Source organism: Deinococcus soli (ex Cha et al. 2016), from assembly GCF_001007995.1.
Classification (GTDB): Bacteria; Deinococcota; Deinococci; order Deinococcales; family Deinococcaceae; genus Deinococcus; species Deinococcus soli.
Genome location: NZ_CP011389.1, coordinates 723,576 through 738,187, shown reverse-complemented (window position 1 = coordinate 738,187; position 14,612 = coordinate 723,576). Strand labels below are relative to the sequence as shown.

12 protein-coding genes are annotated in these 14,612 nt (G+C 71.9%); 4 read left to right on the top strand and 8 right to left on the bottom strand.

Annotated elements, in window-relative coordinates:
• Positions 1-69: 69 nt before the first annotated feature.
• Complete coding sequence (locus SY84_RS03605; RefSeq protein WP_046842863.1) at positions 70-1,344, bottom strand: aminopeptidase; 1,275 nt, start codon at positions 1,342-1,344, stop codon at positions 70-72.
• A gap of 195 nt (positions 1,345-1,539) precedes the next feature.
• Between SY84_RS03605 and SY84_RS03600 the strand changes: the two genes are divergently transcribed.
• Together SY84_RS03600 and queA are read left to right on the top strand one after the other, a co-directional pair.
• The gene (locus SY84_RS03600; RefSeq protein WP_046842862.1) at positions 1,540-2,094 is read left to right on the top strand and encodes an NYN domain-containing protein; all 555 of its coding nucleotides are present in this window, start codon (positions 1,540-1,542) and stop codon (positions 2,092-2,094) included.
• A 5-nt stretch (positions 2,095-2,099) separates the two neighbouring features.
• Positions 2,100-3,221: a tRNA preQ1(34) S-adenosylmethionine ribosyltransferase-isomerase QueA gene (queA, locus tag SY84_RS03595; RefSeq protein ID WP_046842861.1), complete on the top strand. Its 1,122-nt coding sequence runs from the start codon at positions 2,100-2,102 to the stop codon at positions 3,219-3,221.
• A 68-nt stretch (positions 3,222-3,289) separates the two neighbouring features.
• Here queA and SY84_RS03590 read toward each other — a convergent pair whose 3' ends face one another.
• Entirely contained in the window at positions 3,290-4,246 is a 957-nt protein-coding gene (locus SY84_RS03590; RefSeq protein WP_046842860.1) for a hypothetical protein, read from the bottom strand.
• An 85-nt stretch (positions 4,247-4,331) separates the two neighbouring features.
• On the opposite strand from SY84_RS03590, the gene SY84_RS03585 reads away from it, so the two are divergent.
• Together SY84_RS03585 and SY84_RS03580 are read left to right on the top strand one after the other, a co-directional pair.
• A complete protein-coding gene (locus tag SY84_RS03585; protein ID WP_046842859.1) occupies positions 4,332-6,383 on the top strand; it encodes a M3 family metallopeptidase in 2,052 nt (683 codons plus the stop codon).
• Positions 6,384-6,539: 156 nt separating this feature from the next.
• Positions 6,540-7,031, top strand: a complete 492-nt coding sequence (locus SY84_RS03580; RefSeq protein WP_046844909.1) for a CAP domain-containing protein — start codon at positions 6,540-6,542, stop codon at positions 7,029-7,031.
• Positions 7,032-7,128: 97 nt separating this feature from the next.
• On the opposite strand, the gene SY84_RS03575 is transcribed toward SY84_RS03580, so the two are convergent.
• From SY84_RS03575 to SY84_RS03550, 6 genes are all read right to left on the bottom strand, one after another.
• Complete coding sequence (locus SY84_RS03575) at positions 7,129-7,914, bottom strand: 3-hydroxybutyrate dehydrogenase (protein WP_046842858.1); 786 nt, start codon at positions 7,912-7,914, stop codon at positions 7,129-7,131.
• Positions 7,915-7,985: 71 nt separating this feature from the next.
• Positions 7,986-10,994 carry a BTAD domain-containing putative transcriptional regulator gene (locus SY84_RS03570; RefSeq protein WP_157882880.1) on the bottom strand — a complete coding sequence of 1,003 codons (3,009 nt, stop codon included), beginning with the start codon at positions 10,992-10,994 and terminating at the stop codon, positions 7,986-7,988.
• Positions 10,995-11,101: 107 nt separating this feature from the next.
• Entirely contained in the window at positions 11,102-11,860 is a 759-nt protein-coding gene (locus SY84_RS03565; RefSeq protein ID WP_046842857.1) for an ABC transporter ATP-binding protein, read from the bottom strand.
• Between the two features lie 121 nt (positions 11,861-11,981).
• A complete protein-coding gene (locus SY84_RS03560) occupies positions 11,982-12,764 on the bottom strand; it encodes an ABC transporter ATP-binding protein (protein WP_245621399.1) in 783 nt (260 codons plus the stop codon).
• On the bottom strand, positions 12,761-13,750 hold the full coding sequence (locus tag SY84_RS03555) for a branched-chain amino acid ABC transporter permease (RefSeq protein ID WP_081424496.1): 990 nt from the start codon (positions 13,748-13,750) through the stop codon (positions 12,761-12,763). Before SY84_RS03555 ends, SY84_RS03560 begins: the two co-directional genes overlap by 4 nt.
• A complete protein-coding gene (locus SY84_RS03550) occupies positions 13,747-14,607 on the bottom strand; it encodes a branched-chain amino acid ABC transporter permease (protein ID WP_046842856.1) in 861 nt (286 codons plus the stop codon). Before SY84_RS03550 ends, SY84_RS03555 begins: the two co-directional genes overlap by 4 nt.
• Positions 14,608-14,612 lie beyond the last annotated feature (5 nt).

The window sequence follows — 14,612 nt, the reverse complement described above, 5'->3', positions numbered from 1 at the left end:
GAAGTCAAGCTGATCGATCGGTCAGTCGCGTCCGTAGCTGACGGCACCCCCTCCCTGCCGGGCCTGGTCTCAGCGCTGGGCGGCGCGGTACTCCTCGGTGGCCAGCCGGACGCAGGTCGCCACGGCACGCATCGCCTCGTAGACCTCCTCGACCGGCGGGCGGGTCGGCGCGAGGCGGATGTTGCGGTCATGCGGGTCCTGCCCGCCGGGGTACGTGGCGCCCGCCGGGGTGAGGCTCACGCCCGCCTCGTCAGCCAGCTGCACCACGCGAGAGGCGACAGGTGCCGCCGTGTCCAGGCTGATGAAGTACCCGCCGCGCGGGCTGGTCCAGGTGGCGAATTCGCCGCTGTCCCCCAGCTCCTGGCGCAGCACCTCGTCCACCGCGCGGAACTTCGGGGCAATCAGGGCCGCGTGGTCATTCATCAGGCCCTCCAGCCCGCCGGGGTATGCCTGGAGGAACTTCACGTGCCGGGCCTGCTCGACCTTGTTCGGGCCGATGCTCTGCGCGTTCAGGAACTTCGACAGCCAGCGGATGTTGTCCTCGCTGCTGCCCACGAAGCCCAGCCCCGCGCCCGCGAAGGTGATCTTGCTGGTGCTGGCGAACACGAACGCCCGGTCCGGGTACCCGGCGTCCCGCGCGAGCGTCACGAAGTTCACCGGCGTGTCCTGCCCCGCCGCGTCGGGGAAGAGGTGGTGGGCGCGGTACGCGTCGTCCGCGAAGATCGTGAAGTCCGGCGCGGCCGCCTTCACCCCGGCCAGCCGGCGGGCCTTGTCGGCGCTGATCGTCTCCCCGCCGGGGTTCGAGTACGTGGGCACGAACAGCACGCCCTTCACGCCCGCGTCTGCTGCGGCCAGCCGCTCGATGGCGTCCACGTCCGGGCCGTCGGGCTGCATGTCCACGGTCAGCAGCTCGAAGCCCAGCGTCTGCAGCAGCAGGAAGTGCCGGTCGTAGCCGGGCGTCGTGACGATCATCTTCGGTGTCTGACCCGCCCAGGGCTGCCCGCCGCGCGGACCGTGCAGCAGCGCGAACGTCAGCACGTAGCACTGGAGTTCCAGGCTGGCGTTGTTCCACACGATCACGTTTTCGGGCTTCAGGTCCAGGTACGCGCCGAACATCGCCCGCGCGGACGGCAGGCCCGCCACGCCACCGGGGTAGTTGCGCAGGTCCAGGCCGTCCAGGTGCGTGTCCGTTTCACCCAGCGCGGTCAGCAGGCCGTTACTCAGGTCGAAGTCCGCGTCGGCGGGCTGGCCGCGCTGCATGTTCAGCTTCAGACCCTTCGCTTTCACCGCGTCGTACGCCGCGCGCGCCTGCGCCAGGGCCTCACTCTGCACGTCACTCGTCATGCGCCCAGCGTACCCGCCCCCAGCCGGGCAGGGCAGGGGCGTGTCTACCCCTGACGGGACACCCGGAAGCGGAGGACGGGGCAGCGGGTGTTACACTGCCAGCGCTGCGCCCGCCGGGTCAGCTTTTGCCTCCCTTTCGTGCCTTTCCGTGTCCGCCTTTTCCCACCCAGCTTCCACCACAACAGGAGAATCCACATGCAATACGTAGTGCACCGCCCCCGCGTCGGGGTGTTCATCGACACGCAGAATCTCTACCACTCGGCCCGCGACCTGATGGAACGCACCGTGAACTTCGAGACGATCCTGAAGAGCGCCACCGAGGACCGCGAACTCGTGCACGCCATCAGCTACACCGTGGAACGCGAGAACGAGGCCACCGCCCGCCCGTTCATCTACAAGCTGTCCACCCTGGGCTTCAAGGTGCGGCGCATGAACCTCACGCTGCACCACGTCACGGACGGCGGCAAGGCCATCTACGAAGGCAACTGGGACATGGGCATCGTGGCCGACATGGTGCGCCTGATGGACCACCTCGACATCGTGGTGCTCGGCAGCGGCGACGGGGACTTCACCGACATCGTGGAGGTGCTGCAGGAGCGCGGCAAGCGCGTGGAGGTCATCGCGTTCCGTGAGCACACCGCGCAGAAACTCGTGGACGCCGCCGACCGCTTCACGCACCTGCCCGACATCGACGGGGGCCTGATGCCCGCCCGCCAGACCCGCGCCGCCACTCCGAAAACCGAGGACTAACCCCGATGACCGACGCCACGCCGCACGCCGGGGCGGACGCCGTCCTGCACCGCCTGAACTTCCACCTGCCCGAGGACCGCGTCGCGCAGACCGGTGCGGAACCCCGCGACGCCTCGCGCCTGATGATCGTGGGCGAAGCAATCGAGCACCGCGTGTTCCGCGACCTGCCGGCGTTCCTGCGCGCGGGTGACCTGCTGGTGTTCAACCAGAGCAAGGTCATCCCCGCGCGCGTCATGGCCCGCAAACCCGTGGACGCCCACGGGCACGGCGGCGGCAGCGTGGAGGTCATGCTGCTGCGCGCCGAGGAAAGGCCGGAACTGGGCCGTCACGTCTGGAGCGCGTACCTGAAACCCGCCCGCCGCGCCGGGAACGAGCTGTGGCTGGGCGGCCTGGCGCACGAGGGCGGGCACCGCGCCCAGGTCGTCGGGGAACTGGAGGACGGCGCGCGGCTGCTGCGCTTCGACCACGACATCCTGCCGCACCTGGACGACATCGGACGCCTGCCCCTCCCGCCGTACATCGACGCGGGCGACAGTGACGAGACGTGGCGCGAACGCTACCAGACCGTGTACGCCCGCGAGCCCGGCAGCGTCGCCGCGCCCACCGCCGGACTGCACTTCACACCCGAACTGCTGGTCCGGCTGGCCGAACTGGGCGTGCAGACCGCACACGTCACCCTGCATGTCGGCGCGGGTACCTTCCGGCCCATCAGCGGCAGCGTCGCCGACCACGTCATGCACGCCGAACGCTGGCACGTCACCCCCGACACGGCGCAGGCCATCAATGCCGCCCGCGCCGAGGGCCGCCGCGTCATCGCCGTCGGCACCACCACCGTCCGCACGCTGGAAAGCGCCTGGGACGGCACGCAGGTGCAGCCCGGCGAGGACGACACGCAGATCTTCATCACCCCCGGCCGTCCCGTCAACGTGCCGGACCTGCTCATCACGAACCTGCACCTGCCGGGCAGCACCCTCCTGCTGCTCGTCGCCGCGTTCGCCGGGGAGGACCGCATCCGCGCCGCGTACGACGCCGCCCTGAACGGCGAGTACCGCTTCTACTCGCTGGGCGACGCGATGCTGCTGACCAACGTGCGCGGGGAGCCGGAGGCGGGCAGCAGTCCGGAGTGAGTGGGAAGGAGTCAGAAGAACGAGGGTGGGCGCGTGACCGTGATGCGCCCACCCTCTCTTTCCACGTCCTACTCCCGACTTCCGACTTCCCGCGTCAGCGTGACCGTCGCCGCCTCGCGCACGAAGCCCAGGCGCTCGTTGATGGCGAGCATGGGGCGGTTGATGACGTGATTCCCGGTGCGGGAGTGCGTGAAGCCCCGCGCCAGGGCAGCGCGGGCGGCGGCGAGTTTCAGGGCGAGGCCCAGGCCATGCCCGCGCCACTCGGACCGGACGCCGGTCAGGCCGTTGTGGACGAAGCCTGGGCGGTTCGCGATGGGCTGTGACAGCTGACTGGTGCCCACCCACGTCCCGTCCGGGGCCACGGCGATCATGATGCCGCTCGTGTCGGGCAGCAGGGTCGGCATGCGCTCCAGCCACACCTCGAACGGCCAGACCTGCACGGGGCGGGCGCTGGGCACGTCGGTCAGCAGCGCGTGAATCAGGTCGTAATGCTCACGCTGATGCGCGTCCCAGCCGCCCAGGTCACTGAGCGGGACGATCCGCACGCCGCTCGCGCGGGCGCGGGCCTCGTCGGCGGCGAACGCGCCGAAGTCCAGGGTACGCAGGTCGAGGGTGCTGAGCCACATGCGGTCCGCCTCCTGCCAGCCGCGCGCCCGCAGGAAGTCGTGCTCCCACCAGTCCTCACGCACGCGGGTCACGGCGGTGGTCGCGCCCGCCGCGCGCAGCACGCCCAGCCCGGTGGCCAGCAGCGCGTCCGCCAGTGGCCCCCCGGCCTCCTGCGGGTGGAGGGTCAGGTCCAGCCAGCCGTCGTGCGCGTCCATGCGCGGCACGCCCGTCGTGACGGCCCCCTTCGCCTCGCCGCGTTCGAAGGCGGCCTGCTGGGTGTGGTGCTCGCCCGGGCGGCGGATGGCCGCCTGCCGGGTCAGGTCGTCCACGCTGACGGGGCTGTCCGGGTGGGCCAGGGTCCGCAGCGCGGCCAGATCGGCGTCCGCGATGGCGTGCAGGTGGGGGAGGATCGCGTCCATGCGTGATTACAGCACGCGCCCATCCGGGCCGGGCACGTCAAATGGCTTACGGTGCCCTCAGTGCCCCTCTCTATACTCCGGGGTGATGACTGCAACCCAACCTGAGGCGACCGGCGTCAGCAACCCGCTGCTGAACGTCGGCTTCCGCATCCCCTTCGACCAGATCCGCCCCGAGCACGCCGAGGCCGCCGTGGACACCCTCCTGGCGCAGACGCAGGCGAAACTCGAGGACCTTGCCCGCAGCGGCGAGCGCGGCTTTGCCAACTTCATGGCGGACCTGGACACCCTGACCGAGCAGCTGGACACGGTGAACACCATCGTGCACCATCTCGACAGCGTGAACAGCAGCCCCGAATGGCACGCCGCGAAGATGGCGATCCTGCCCAAGACCAGCGAGTTCTACACCAAACTCAGCCTGCACCCTGGCCTGTGGGCGGCGCTGAAGGCCTTCGCCGCCACGCCCGAGGCCGCCGCGCTCGACCCCGTGCGCGCCCGGCACCTGAAACTCACCATCGACGAGTTCCGCCGCGAGGGCGCCGACCTGCAGGGCGAGGAGCAGGCGCGCCTGCTGGCCCTGAACACCCGCCTCGCCGAGGTGACCAGCCAGTTCAGCAAGAACGTCCTGGATGAGACGGCCGCCTTCGAAATGTACGTCCCCACCGAACGGCTGGTGGGCGTGCCGCAGCGCGTGCAGGACGCCACCCGCCGCGACGCGGAGAGCAAGGGCCAAGGCGGGCACCGCCTGACCCTGCACGCCCCGGTCCTCGTGCCCGTCCTGACGTACGCCGACGACCGCGAGCTGCGCCGCGACCTGTGGCTCGCGAACAGCCGCGTGGGCCAGCAGGAGGGCCGCGACAACCGCCCCCTGATCCGCGAGATTCTCAAGCTCCGCCGCGAGAAGGCCCAGCTCCTGGGCTTCAGGGACTTCGCCGACTACGTGCTGCAAGACCGCATGGCGGGCAGCGGCACGCGCGCCCTGGCCTTCGAACGCGATCTGGACGCCCGCACCCGCCCCGCCTTCGAACGCGAGAACGACGAACTGCGTGCCTTCCACCGCGAGCAGGTCGGCGCCGAAGCCCCCGAACTGGACGCCTGGGACGTCTCGTACTGGGCCGAGAAGCAGCGGCAGGCCAAGTACGACTTCGACGAGGAAGCCCTGCGCCCCTACTTCCCCATGGACGGCGTCCTGGCGGGCCTGTTCGAGATCACCCGCCACGTGTTCGGCATCACCGTCGCCCAGAGCGAGGCCCCCGGCTGGCACCCCGAGGTGCGCTACTACACCATCCACGACGAGGCTGGCACGCACGTCGCGAGCTTCTACACCGACTGGTTCCCCCGCGACAGCAAACGCGCCGGGGCCTGGATGAACGCCTTCATCACCGGCGGCCCCCGCGAGCACGGCGTTGAGCCGCACCTGGGCCTGATGTGCGGCAACATGACCCCCCCCGACGGCGACACCCCCGCCCTGCTGTCCATCCGTGAAGTCGAGACCGTCTTCCACGAGTTCGGGCACCTGCTGCACCACGCCCTGAGCCGCGTGGAGGTCCGCAGCCTGAGCGGCACCAGCGTTCCGTGGGACTTCGTGGAACTGCCCAGCCAGATCATGGAGAACTGGGTCATGGAACGCGGCGCGCTCGACCTGTTCGCCCGCCACTACCAGACCGGCGAGACCATCCCCCAGGAGCTGTTCGACCGCATGATCGCCGCGCGCAACTACCGCGCCGCGAACGCCGCCATGCGCCAGTACTCCTTCGGCCTGACCGACCTGAGCCTGCACGTCGAATTCGACCCTGAAGGCGACGCCGACCACGTCACGTACGCCCGTGACCTGATGGCCACCTTCAACCCCACCCCGCTGCCCGAGCACTACGCGATGATCGCCGCGTTCAACCACCTGTTCAGCAGCCCCGTCGGCTACGGCGCCGGGTACTACAGCTACAAGTGGGCCGAGGTGCTCGACGCCGACGCGTTTAGCCGCTTCGCGCAGGAAGGCATCTTCAACCGCGAGACGGGCCGCGCCTTCGTGGACAGCGTCCTGAGCCGCGGCAACAGCGCCGACCCCGCCGAGCTGTACCGCGAGTTCATGGGCCGCGACCCCGACGCGGACGCCCTGCTGCGCCGCAGCGGCCTGCTGTAAGAACCACAGGAAACCGGAGGGTGAGGGGGCCAGGGCGGCAGCTCGTGGCCCCCTCACCCTTTCGAAGGACGACAGCCCAGGCCGTGCATGAGAGCCGATGCCGATTTTCCCATCTCCTTCATCTGCTGTTCAGGTTAAGATCGGTTCACGATGCTCATGCAGACCGCCCAGCGCACGCTGGGAGCCCTGGCGGCCCTGGTGGCCCTGGGACTTCCCGCCACGGCCCAGTCCTCCGCCGAGGGTCAACTCGTCGCGCGCCTCAATCAGGTGCGTGCCCAGGGCGTCACCTGCCCCGGCAGCGGCCAGCGGCCCGTCGCGGGCAGCCTGACCTTCACGCCCGCCCTGGCCGCCGCCGCCCGCCAGCAGGCCGGATACATGAGCGCCACCGGCCGCATCACCCACACCGGCGCCAACGGCAGCACCCCCCGCGTGCGCGCCGCCAGCACCGGCGTGAACGCCGTCAGCGTCACCGAGATCGTCTTCATGGGCGGCAGCCAGAACCCGGAAAGCGCGATCCGCTGGTGGCTTCAATCCCCCGTGCACTGCTTCTGGATGAACGAGGGCCGCTACACCCACGTCGGCGCCGCCGTCGTCCAGGGTTCGCGCGGCACCGCGTACGTGATGGTCCTCAGCAGCCAACCCCGGTAAAGGTCGATGGGTGATGGAGGATGGTTGATGAAACCGTCCCCCATTCGCTTTGGCTGGACGGTTCGGAGAGCCTGAACGGGCGCCCCGCCCCCCACGCTTACCGGGCGGTCCAGCCCAGGTCCAGGTCCAGCACCGCGCCCGTCATGCCCCACGCCGCCGGGCTGACCACGTAGCTGGCCAGCGCGGCGATGTCCTCCGGGTTCAGCAGGCGCTTGATCGCGGCGGGTTCCAGCATGACCTTCTGCTCGACCTCCTGCTCGGTCAGGCCGCGCGTGCGGGCCTGATCGGCAATCTGACCCTCGACCAGCGGCGTGCGCACGTACCCGGGGCAGATGGCGTTCACGGTCAGGCCCTGCTCCCCGGCCTCCAGCGCCGCCGTGCGGGTCAGGCCGATCAGGCCGTGCTTCGCGCTGATGTACGCACTCTTGAAGGGGCTGGCCACGTGCCCGTGAATGCTCGCCACGTTCACGATCCGGCCCTGCCCCGAGCGCGTCAGGTGCGGCCACGCGTACTTGCTCAGCAGGAACGGCGCAGTCAACATCACGTGCAGCATCGCGTCCCAGGTGTCCTCCGGGAAGGCGGCAATGGGGTCGATGTGCTGAAAGCCCGCGTTGTTCACGAGTACGTCCAGCCCACCCAGCGCCGCCACCGTTTCATCCACCGCGCGGCGGCAGTCCGCCCGGCGTGACAGATCCGCCCCGATGAACGTGAGGCCGTGCGCCTGCGCCACCTCGCGCGCCTGCGGGCGGTCCAGGTCCAGCACCGCCACCCGCAGCCCGTCCTGCGCGAGCCGCTGCGCGATCGCCAGCCCGATGCCGCTCGTGCCGCCCGTGACGAGCGCGGCCCTGCCTTCCATGCCCTGCTTCTGGGTGTCCTGCGTCATGCGCGGAGTGTAGGCCGCAGGCGTCACTCGGCGGTTACGGCCGTCGGGGAGCCAGTCAGCGTGGGAAGCGGTCAGGACCGCGCGCCGGACAGCGCCTGCCAGAGCACCTGCGTCTCCGGCAGGGGTTTCAGGCCCAGGTCCGCCAGCGCCGCCGTGAGGGCCACGTACACCCGCCCGGCCGCCGCGCCGCGCCCCAGCGCGTGCTGCGCGCGCATCAGCGCCCGCGCCGCCGGTTCGTGCGCCGGGTCGAGGCTCAGGGCGCGCCCGGCGGCCAGCGCGGCCCGGTCCGGGCGAGCCAGCGCCAGGGCCACGTCGGCCTCGGCCGCCAGCGCCTCGGGCAGGGCCGCCGCGTAGCGTTCGGCCTCGCGGGCCACGTCTTCCAGATCCACGTCCGCCAGCGCGGGGGGCAGCCCCAGCAGGGCGTCCAGGCGGCCCGGGGTGCCCGCCGCCTGCTCCAGCCGCGCCCAGGCGGCCGCCAGATCGACGTGCAGGTCCGCGCCCGGCCGCAGGCGCAGCCAGTCCCCGCGTTCCAGGAACACGCCGCTGCGCGCACCCTCCTCCAGCACCTGCCCCAGGGCGTGCAGGGTCACGCGGAAATTCCGCTCACCCACGCCCGGGTCCGCGTCGGGGAACAGCGCCTCCTGCGCCGCCTCGCGCGGCAGGCCGGCCGGGTGGACGGCCAGCAGGGCCAGCAGGTCCCGGGCCTTCGCGCGGCCCCACTCGCGTACCCGGCCGTCCTCACGCGTGACGGCCACGCGGCCCAGCACCTGCACGCGAACCTCGAACCCCGGGGTGTCGGCCGGGTCCGGCACGACCGCGTACCCCAGGAGGCGGGCGGCTCCCGTCAGCGCCGGGCGCGCGCCGGGGTGCGCCTCGCCCAGCCGGGCCAGCAGTGCCGCGCGGCCCGCGCGGGTCGCCACCGGCGCGAGCAGGGAGGGAAGCCCCAGCAGGAACGGATACGCCGCCACCGCCCCCGCAGCCTGATCGGCGGGCCCGGCGTCCAGCGCGAACAGCGCCAGGGCCGCGGCCGCCTGCCCGAAGGCGTCCCCGCACGCCTGAAACAGCGCGGCGGCCTCCTGCAACCCCGGGACGGCCTGCGCCGCCTGCGGGCCCTGCGCCAGTCCCAGCGCGGACGTCAGGATCAGCAACCCCGCCATGTAACTGTCCCCGCCGGTCTGCCCGCGCGCCTCGGCGGTCAGGGCCTGCGCGCGGTCCACGTCCCCCGCCCGGCCTGCCAGCGCCGCGAGGCCCATCAGCGGCTCGACCCGCAGGCGCCCCGTGACCGGCTGCGCCTGCCGCAGCGCCGCGTCGTAACTCTCGCGGGCCGCCGCGAAGTCCCCCGCCGCCTGCTGCGCGTGCCCCAGCCGCGCCAGGGCGAGTGACTGCACGAACGGACTCTCCAGCCGCTCGCCCTCACTCAGGCCCCGGCGGGCGCACGCCCCGGCGTCCTGAACCTCGCCGCGCGCCGCGTGCAGGAAACTGGCCAGCAGCAGGCCCTCACGGTGGTTCTGCGCGGCCCGCGCGCCGCCCGTCTCGCCGTCCGCCAGGGCCAGCGCCCGGGCCAGCGCCGCGTCCAGATCCCCGGAGCGCAGCGCGTAGCGCGCCCCACCCCGCAGTTCGGGTTCCAGTGCCACCGCCTCGGCCAGCTGGCCGGCATTCAGCAGGTTCTCGGCCCGCAGGCGGCGCAGTTCGGCCTGCCGGTCCTCGCCGATCAGCGCCGCCGCAGCGTCCAGGGGGCTCCAGGCCTGCTCGGGCTGCACGGTGTCCAGGGCAAGTCGCACCTCGCCCAGCGCGCGCTCCAGCGGTTCCGCCAGGGCGTACTCGGCGCGGGCCTCGTCGTAACGGCTCGCCAGCCTCAGCGCGTCCCCGGCCAGGGCGTGCAGGGTGGGCATCCAGTCCGAGCGCGGCAGCCGGGCGAGGCTGCGGTCCACCAGCGTCACCCGCCCCTGCGCCAGCCATGCGCCGCCCCGCCCGGCCAGCAGGGTCGCCGCGCGCGCGACGTTCCCCGCCAGCAGGTGCGCGGCCAGCGCGCGGCGCAGCCGCCCGGTCCGCTCGAAGAACGCCGCGCCGCGCCCCGCGATCTCCCGCGCCTCCGCCGGGGGCAGCAGGCCGCGCAGGTGCGCGCGCAGCAGCGGATGCGCCCGGTACGTGTCCTCGCCGGCGCGGGTCAGGAACGTGCCGCTGCCTGCCAGCGTCTCCAGCAGCGTCCGCGAGCGCGGCTCGTTCAGCGCGTCCTCCAGCAGCGCCGGGATCAGCTCCTCGAACACACTGCTGCGCGTCAGGAGGCCCCGCAGCGCCGGATCGAGCGGTCCCAGCACCTCCTGCGCGAGGTACGTGAACAGCGTCCCCAGCGGCGCGTCCCCGCCTTCCAGGTCGGCGAGGTCCGCCAGGGTCACGCGGCCCTGCGCCGCCGCCTGCGTCAGGAACCGCACTGCGATCGGCCAGCCCTCGGTCGCGGCGTGCGCTGCGCGGATCTCCGCGCCCGACAGGGTCAGGCCCTGCGCCGCGAACAGCGCGGCGATCTCGGCCGGTGTGAACGCCAGCTCCGCCGCCGACAGGCGCGCCGCGTCCCCGGAGACCTCCAGCCGCGTCAGGTCCGGCAGGTCCAGCGCCGTGCGCGACAGCAGCGCCACGCGGCCCTCGCCGGGCGCGAGCAGTTCGGCGAGCAGGTCCGCCCCTGGCGTCCCGGACAGGCTCTGCGCCTCGTCCAGCACCAGCAGCGCCCCGCAGTCGTCCAGCACGTCCGCCACCAGTCCCGCCACCCGCCGCGGGGACGCCCCCGTGCCCAGCGCGTCCCCGGGCCGCGCTCCACCCGGCAGGGCCTGCACCGCCAGCGACAGGCTGGCGGCCAGGACCAGCGGGTCTGCGTCGTCACTGTCCAGCGTCAGCCACGCCACCGGCCCCGGGCGCGCGGCGGCAGCTTCGGCCAGCGCCGTCGTCTTGCCGTACCCGGCCGGTGCGGTCACCAGCAGCACGCGGGCGTCCAGCGCGGAGAGCAGGCGCGGACGGGCCACCGCGCCACGCACCGCAGGCAGCCGCGTCCGCCGCGCGGACGTCAGGTCCCGCCAGTGAAGGGTCACGTCCCGCAATCTAGCGTACAGTGCCGTCCTGGTGCGGGGCAATCCCGGAAGAGCAGGATGGAGGCCCGGGGGTGTGGATCCCCCTGGCCTCCACCCTGACGCGACCTCTACAGCGCCAGGTAGGCCTCGCGCACGGCCGGGTCGGCCAGCAGCGCCGCGCCCGTGCCCTCCTTGACGACCTGCCCGTTCTCCAGCACGTACGCCCGGTGCGCCAGCTTCAGGCTGAGATTCACGTTCTGCTCGACCAGCACGACCGTCACGCCCTGTGCGTTCACGGCCTTCAGCGCCTCGAACACCGTCTGCGTCATCAGCGGCGACAGGCCCAGGCTGGGTTCATCCACCACGAGCACGCTGGGGCAGGCCATCAGCGCGCGGCCCACCGCGACCATCTGCTGCTCCCCACCCGACAGCGTGCCCGCCAGCTGTCCCGCGCGTTCCTGCAACCGGGGGAACAGCGCGTACACCTCGCCCAGCGTCTCGGCGGCGCGCGCGCGGGCGGCGGCGCTCATGGCCGCGCCCAGGTCCAGATTCTCGCGCACCGTCATGTGCGGGAACAGCTCGCGGCCCTCCGGGACGTGCCCCAGGCCCAGCGCCACCACGCGGCTCGGTTCGGCCCGCGTGATGTCCACGCCGCCCAGCGTGATGCGGCCCGCGCTGGGCTTCACGACGCCACTCACGGCGCGCAGCGTGGTCGTCTTGCCCGCCCCGTTCGCGCCGATCACCGCCACGAACTCGCCCGGCGCGGCGTGCAGCGAGACGTCCCACAGCACCTGCACCTTCCCGTACCCGGCGGCCAGACCCTCGATCCTGAGTTCCTGCCCCACGTCATTCGCTGCGGGGGCCGTCCGATTCAGTGTGTCGGTCATACCGGATTCATCCGATTCCCGACCTTCCGGAACACCACCGGAAGTCCGTCCATCTCCTGAAGTCCGTTCGTCATTGCTTCTCCCTCCGGTCGGGTTCGTCTCCGACTCACCGCAATTCTTTTCATGCGTGCAGTCCCTCTTCCGTGCCCAGGTACGCGCTGACCACGCGCGGGTCGGCCGTCACCTCGCGGTAGGTGCCCTGCGCGAGCACCTGCCCCTGATCCATCACGACCACCCGGTCCGCCAGATCCCGCACGACCGGCATGATGTGCTCGATGAACAGGACGCTCACGCCGCTCTCGCGCACGCCGCGCACCAGAGCCACCGCCTCCTGAGCCTCGCCGGGACGCAGGCCCGCCATCACCTCGTCCAGCAGCAGCACGCTGGGATTCGTCGCCAGGGCGCGCGCCACCTCCAGCCGCTTGTCCTGCAGCAGCGTCAGCTCGTGCGCGGCCTTGTCGGCGTGCGCGGCCAGCCCGGTGCGGTCCAGCAGCGCCCACGCCCGCTCGCGCGCCTCGGGCAGGCGCTGACCGGGCTTCCCGAACAGCGCGCCCACCGTGACGTTCTCGTGCACGGTCATCTCCGGGAAGGGCCGCACGATCTGGAACGCGCGGCCCAGCCCGGCGTGACAGCGGGCCTCCATGGGCAGTGCCGTCACGTCGCGGCCCATCAGGTGCAGCCGTCCCGCCGACGGGCGGTACACGCCGGACAGCAGGTTCAGCAGCGTCGTCTTGCCCGCCCCGTTCGGCCCGATCACCGCCAGGATCTCACCCTGATGGTGCGTGAACGACACGTCCTGCACAGCCTTCAGACCCCCGAAGCGCTTCGAGAGGCCCTCGGCGCGCAGCACCTCCACGCCCTGCGGGGCGGGGGAGAGGGTGCCCCCGGTTGCAGTGGCCGTCACAGGTCACCTCCGTGTTTCTTGTTGCGGCGCAGGCCCATCAGGCCGCGTGGGAGCCACAGGATGCTCAGCATCAGCACCAGCCCGTACACGACGAGGTACCCGTTCTTCACGCTGTTGTGCAGCAGTTCCTCGGCCACGCGGAGCACAGTCGCGCCCAGCACCGGTCCCAGCGTCGTGTACAGCCCCCCGAAGATCGAGGTGGTCAGCGGCGCAATCGAGTTCGCCAGGCTGAACGTCTCCAGCGGATTGATGAAGAACGTCTTCCCGGCGTACAGCACGCCCGCCAGCGCCGCCAAGCAGGAACTGATGAAGAACGCCAGCAGCTTGAAGCGCACGATGCTCACGCCCAGCACCCGCGCCGTCTCCTCGCCCTGCCGGATCGCGGCGAACGCGAAGTGCAGCCGCGTCAGGCGCACGGCCAGACTGACGAGCACCGTGAAGGCCAGCAGGCCCCACGCGAGGAAGTACTGCGCGCGGCTGTTCCCGCCCAGCAGCGCGGGCACGAGCAGGCCGGTCGCGCCGCCCGCCACGCTCTCGGGGAGGTTCTGGATGATCGTACGGACGACCTCTGTGAACGCCAGCGTGGCGATCGCGAAATACATGCCGCTCAGGCGCATCGTGACCGCGCCCAGGATCAGGCTCACGCCGCCCGCCAGAAGGGCCGCGACCGGCATGGCCAGCAGCCACGGCAGGCCCGCTTTCAGCAGCAGCGCGTACCCGTACGCGCCCAGCCCGTAGAACGCCGCGTGCGCGAGGCTCACCTGCCCGCTGCGCGCCAGGATGTCCCACGACAGCGCCATGATGCCCGCCACCAGCGTGAAGAACGCGATCTGCAACAGGAACTCCGCGCGGCTCCCCAGCGGCAGGAACGGGAACAGCGCCGCCAGCAGCAGGAACCCCAGCAGGGGCAGCGCGGCGCCCGGCGTGATCTCGCGGCGCGGCTTCGCACGCACGGGTGCGCCTGCCTCGGCCTGACGGGCGCTCATTTGGCCCCCCGGAAGGAGCGCAGCACCAGCGTCCCGAAGATCATCAGGAAGAACACCGCGTCACTCCAGCCGCCGCCGCCCGGCACGTACGTCTGCACCAGCGCCTCGCTGACGCCCAGCAGCACCGACGCCCACAGCACGCCCGTCAGGTTCCCCAGGCCCGCCATCACGATGATCGCGAAGGCCTTCAGCGCGAACACCAGCCCCACCGTCGGGGACGCGAACAGCAGCACGCTCACCAGCACGCCCGCCACCGCCGCCAGGCCGCAGCTCACGCCGAACGCGATCAGGTACACGCGGTCCACGTTGATACCGATCAGCTGCGCGCCCCGGCGGTTCTGCGCCACGGCGCGCATCTGGCGGCCCAGGGTCGTGCGGTACAGCACCACGTACAGCGCGCCCAGCAGCAGCGCCGCCAGTCCGAACGCCAGTGCCTTCGGGCCGCCCACGCTCAGGTCACCCAGTTGCAGGCTGCTCGCCTGGTACGGCGTGGTGACCGTGCGGGTGTTGCCGCCCAGCAGCATCAGCGCGAGGTTCTGGAGCAGGATGCCCAGCCCGAAGGTCAGCAGCATCTGGTTCAGTTCCGGCGCGAGCAGCACGTGCCGGATGCTCACGCGGTACGTCAGCGCCCCGATGGCGAACACGGCGACGGCGATCACCGGTAGGCTCAGGAGCGGGTCCACGCCCAGGAAGGCGCTGCCCGCCCACGCCAGGAACGCCCCGATCATCAGGTATTCCCCGTGCGCGAAATTCACGATGCCGACCACGCCCACCGCCAGCGCCAGCCCCGACGCGACGAGCGCGTACAGGCCACTCTGGAGCAGGCCGTTGACCAGCGTCTGCACAAATAAGTCCATCTCGT

What these genes read in the sequence shown, in the direction of transcription:
- queA (WP_046842861.1), top strand. Translation starts at nt 2,100, where the DNA reads ATGACCGACGCCACGCCGCACGCCGGGGCGGACGCCGTCCTGCACCGC.
- SY84_RS03585 (WP_046842859.1), top strand. Translation starts at nt 4,332, where the DNA reads ATGACTGCAACCCAACCTGAGGCGACCGGCGTCAGCAACCCGCTGCTG.
- SY84_RS03600 (WP_046842862.1), top strand. Translation starts at nt 1,540, where the DNA reads ATGCAATACGTAGTGCACCGCCCCCGCGTCGGGGTGTTCATCGACACG.
- SY84_RS03565 (WP_046842857.1), bottom strand. Translation starts at nt 11,860, where the DNA reads ATGACCGACACACTGAATCGGACGGCCCCCGCAGCGAATGACGTGGGG.
- SY84_RS03590 (WP_046842860.1), bottom strand. Translation starts at nt 4,246, where the DNA reads ATGGACGCGATCCTCCCCCACCTGCACGCCATCGCGGACGCCGATCTG.
- SY84_RS03580 (WP_046844909.1), top strand. Translation starts at nt 6,540, where the DNA reads ATGCAGACCGCCCAGCGCACGCTGGGAGCCCTGGCGGCCCTGGTGGCC.
- SY84_RS03575 (WP_046842858.1), bottom strand. Translation starts at nt 7,914, where the DNA reads ATGACGCAGGACACCCAGAAGCAGGGCATGGAAGGCAGGGCCGCGCTC.
- SY84_RS03550 (WP_046842856.1), bottom strand. Translation starts at nt 14,607, where the DNA reads ATGGACTTATTTGTGCAGACGCTGGTCAACGGCCTGCTCCAGAGTGGC.
- SY84_RS03555 (WP_081424496.1), bottom strand. Translation starts at nt 13,750, where the DNA reads ATGAGCGCCCGTCAGGCCGAGGCAGGCGCACCCGTGCGTGCGAAGCCG.
- SY84_RS03605 (WP_046842863.1), bottom strand. Translation starts at nt 1,344, where the DNA reads ATGACGAGTGACGTGCAGAGTGAGGCCCTGGCGCAGGCGCGCGCGGCG.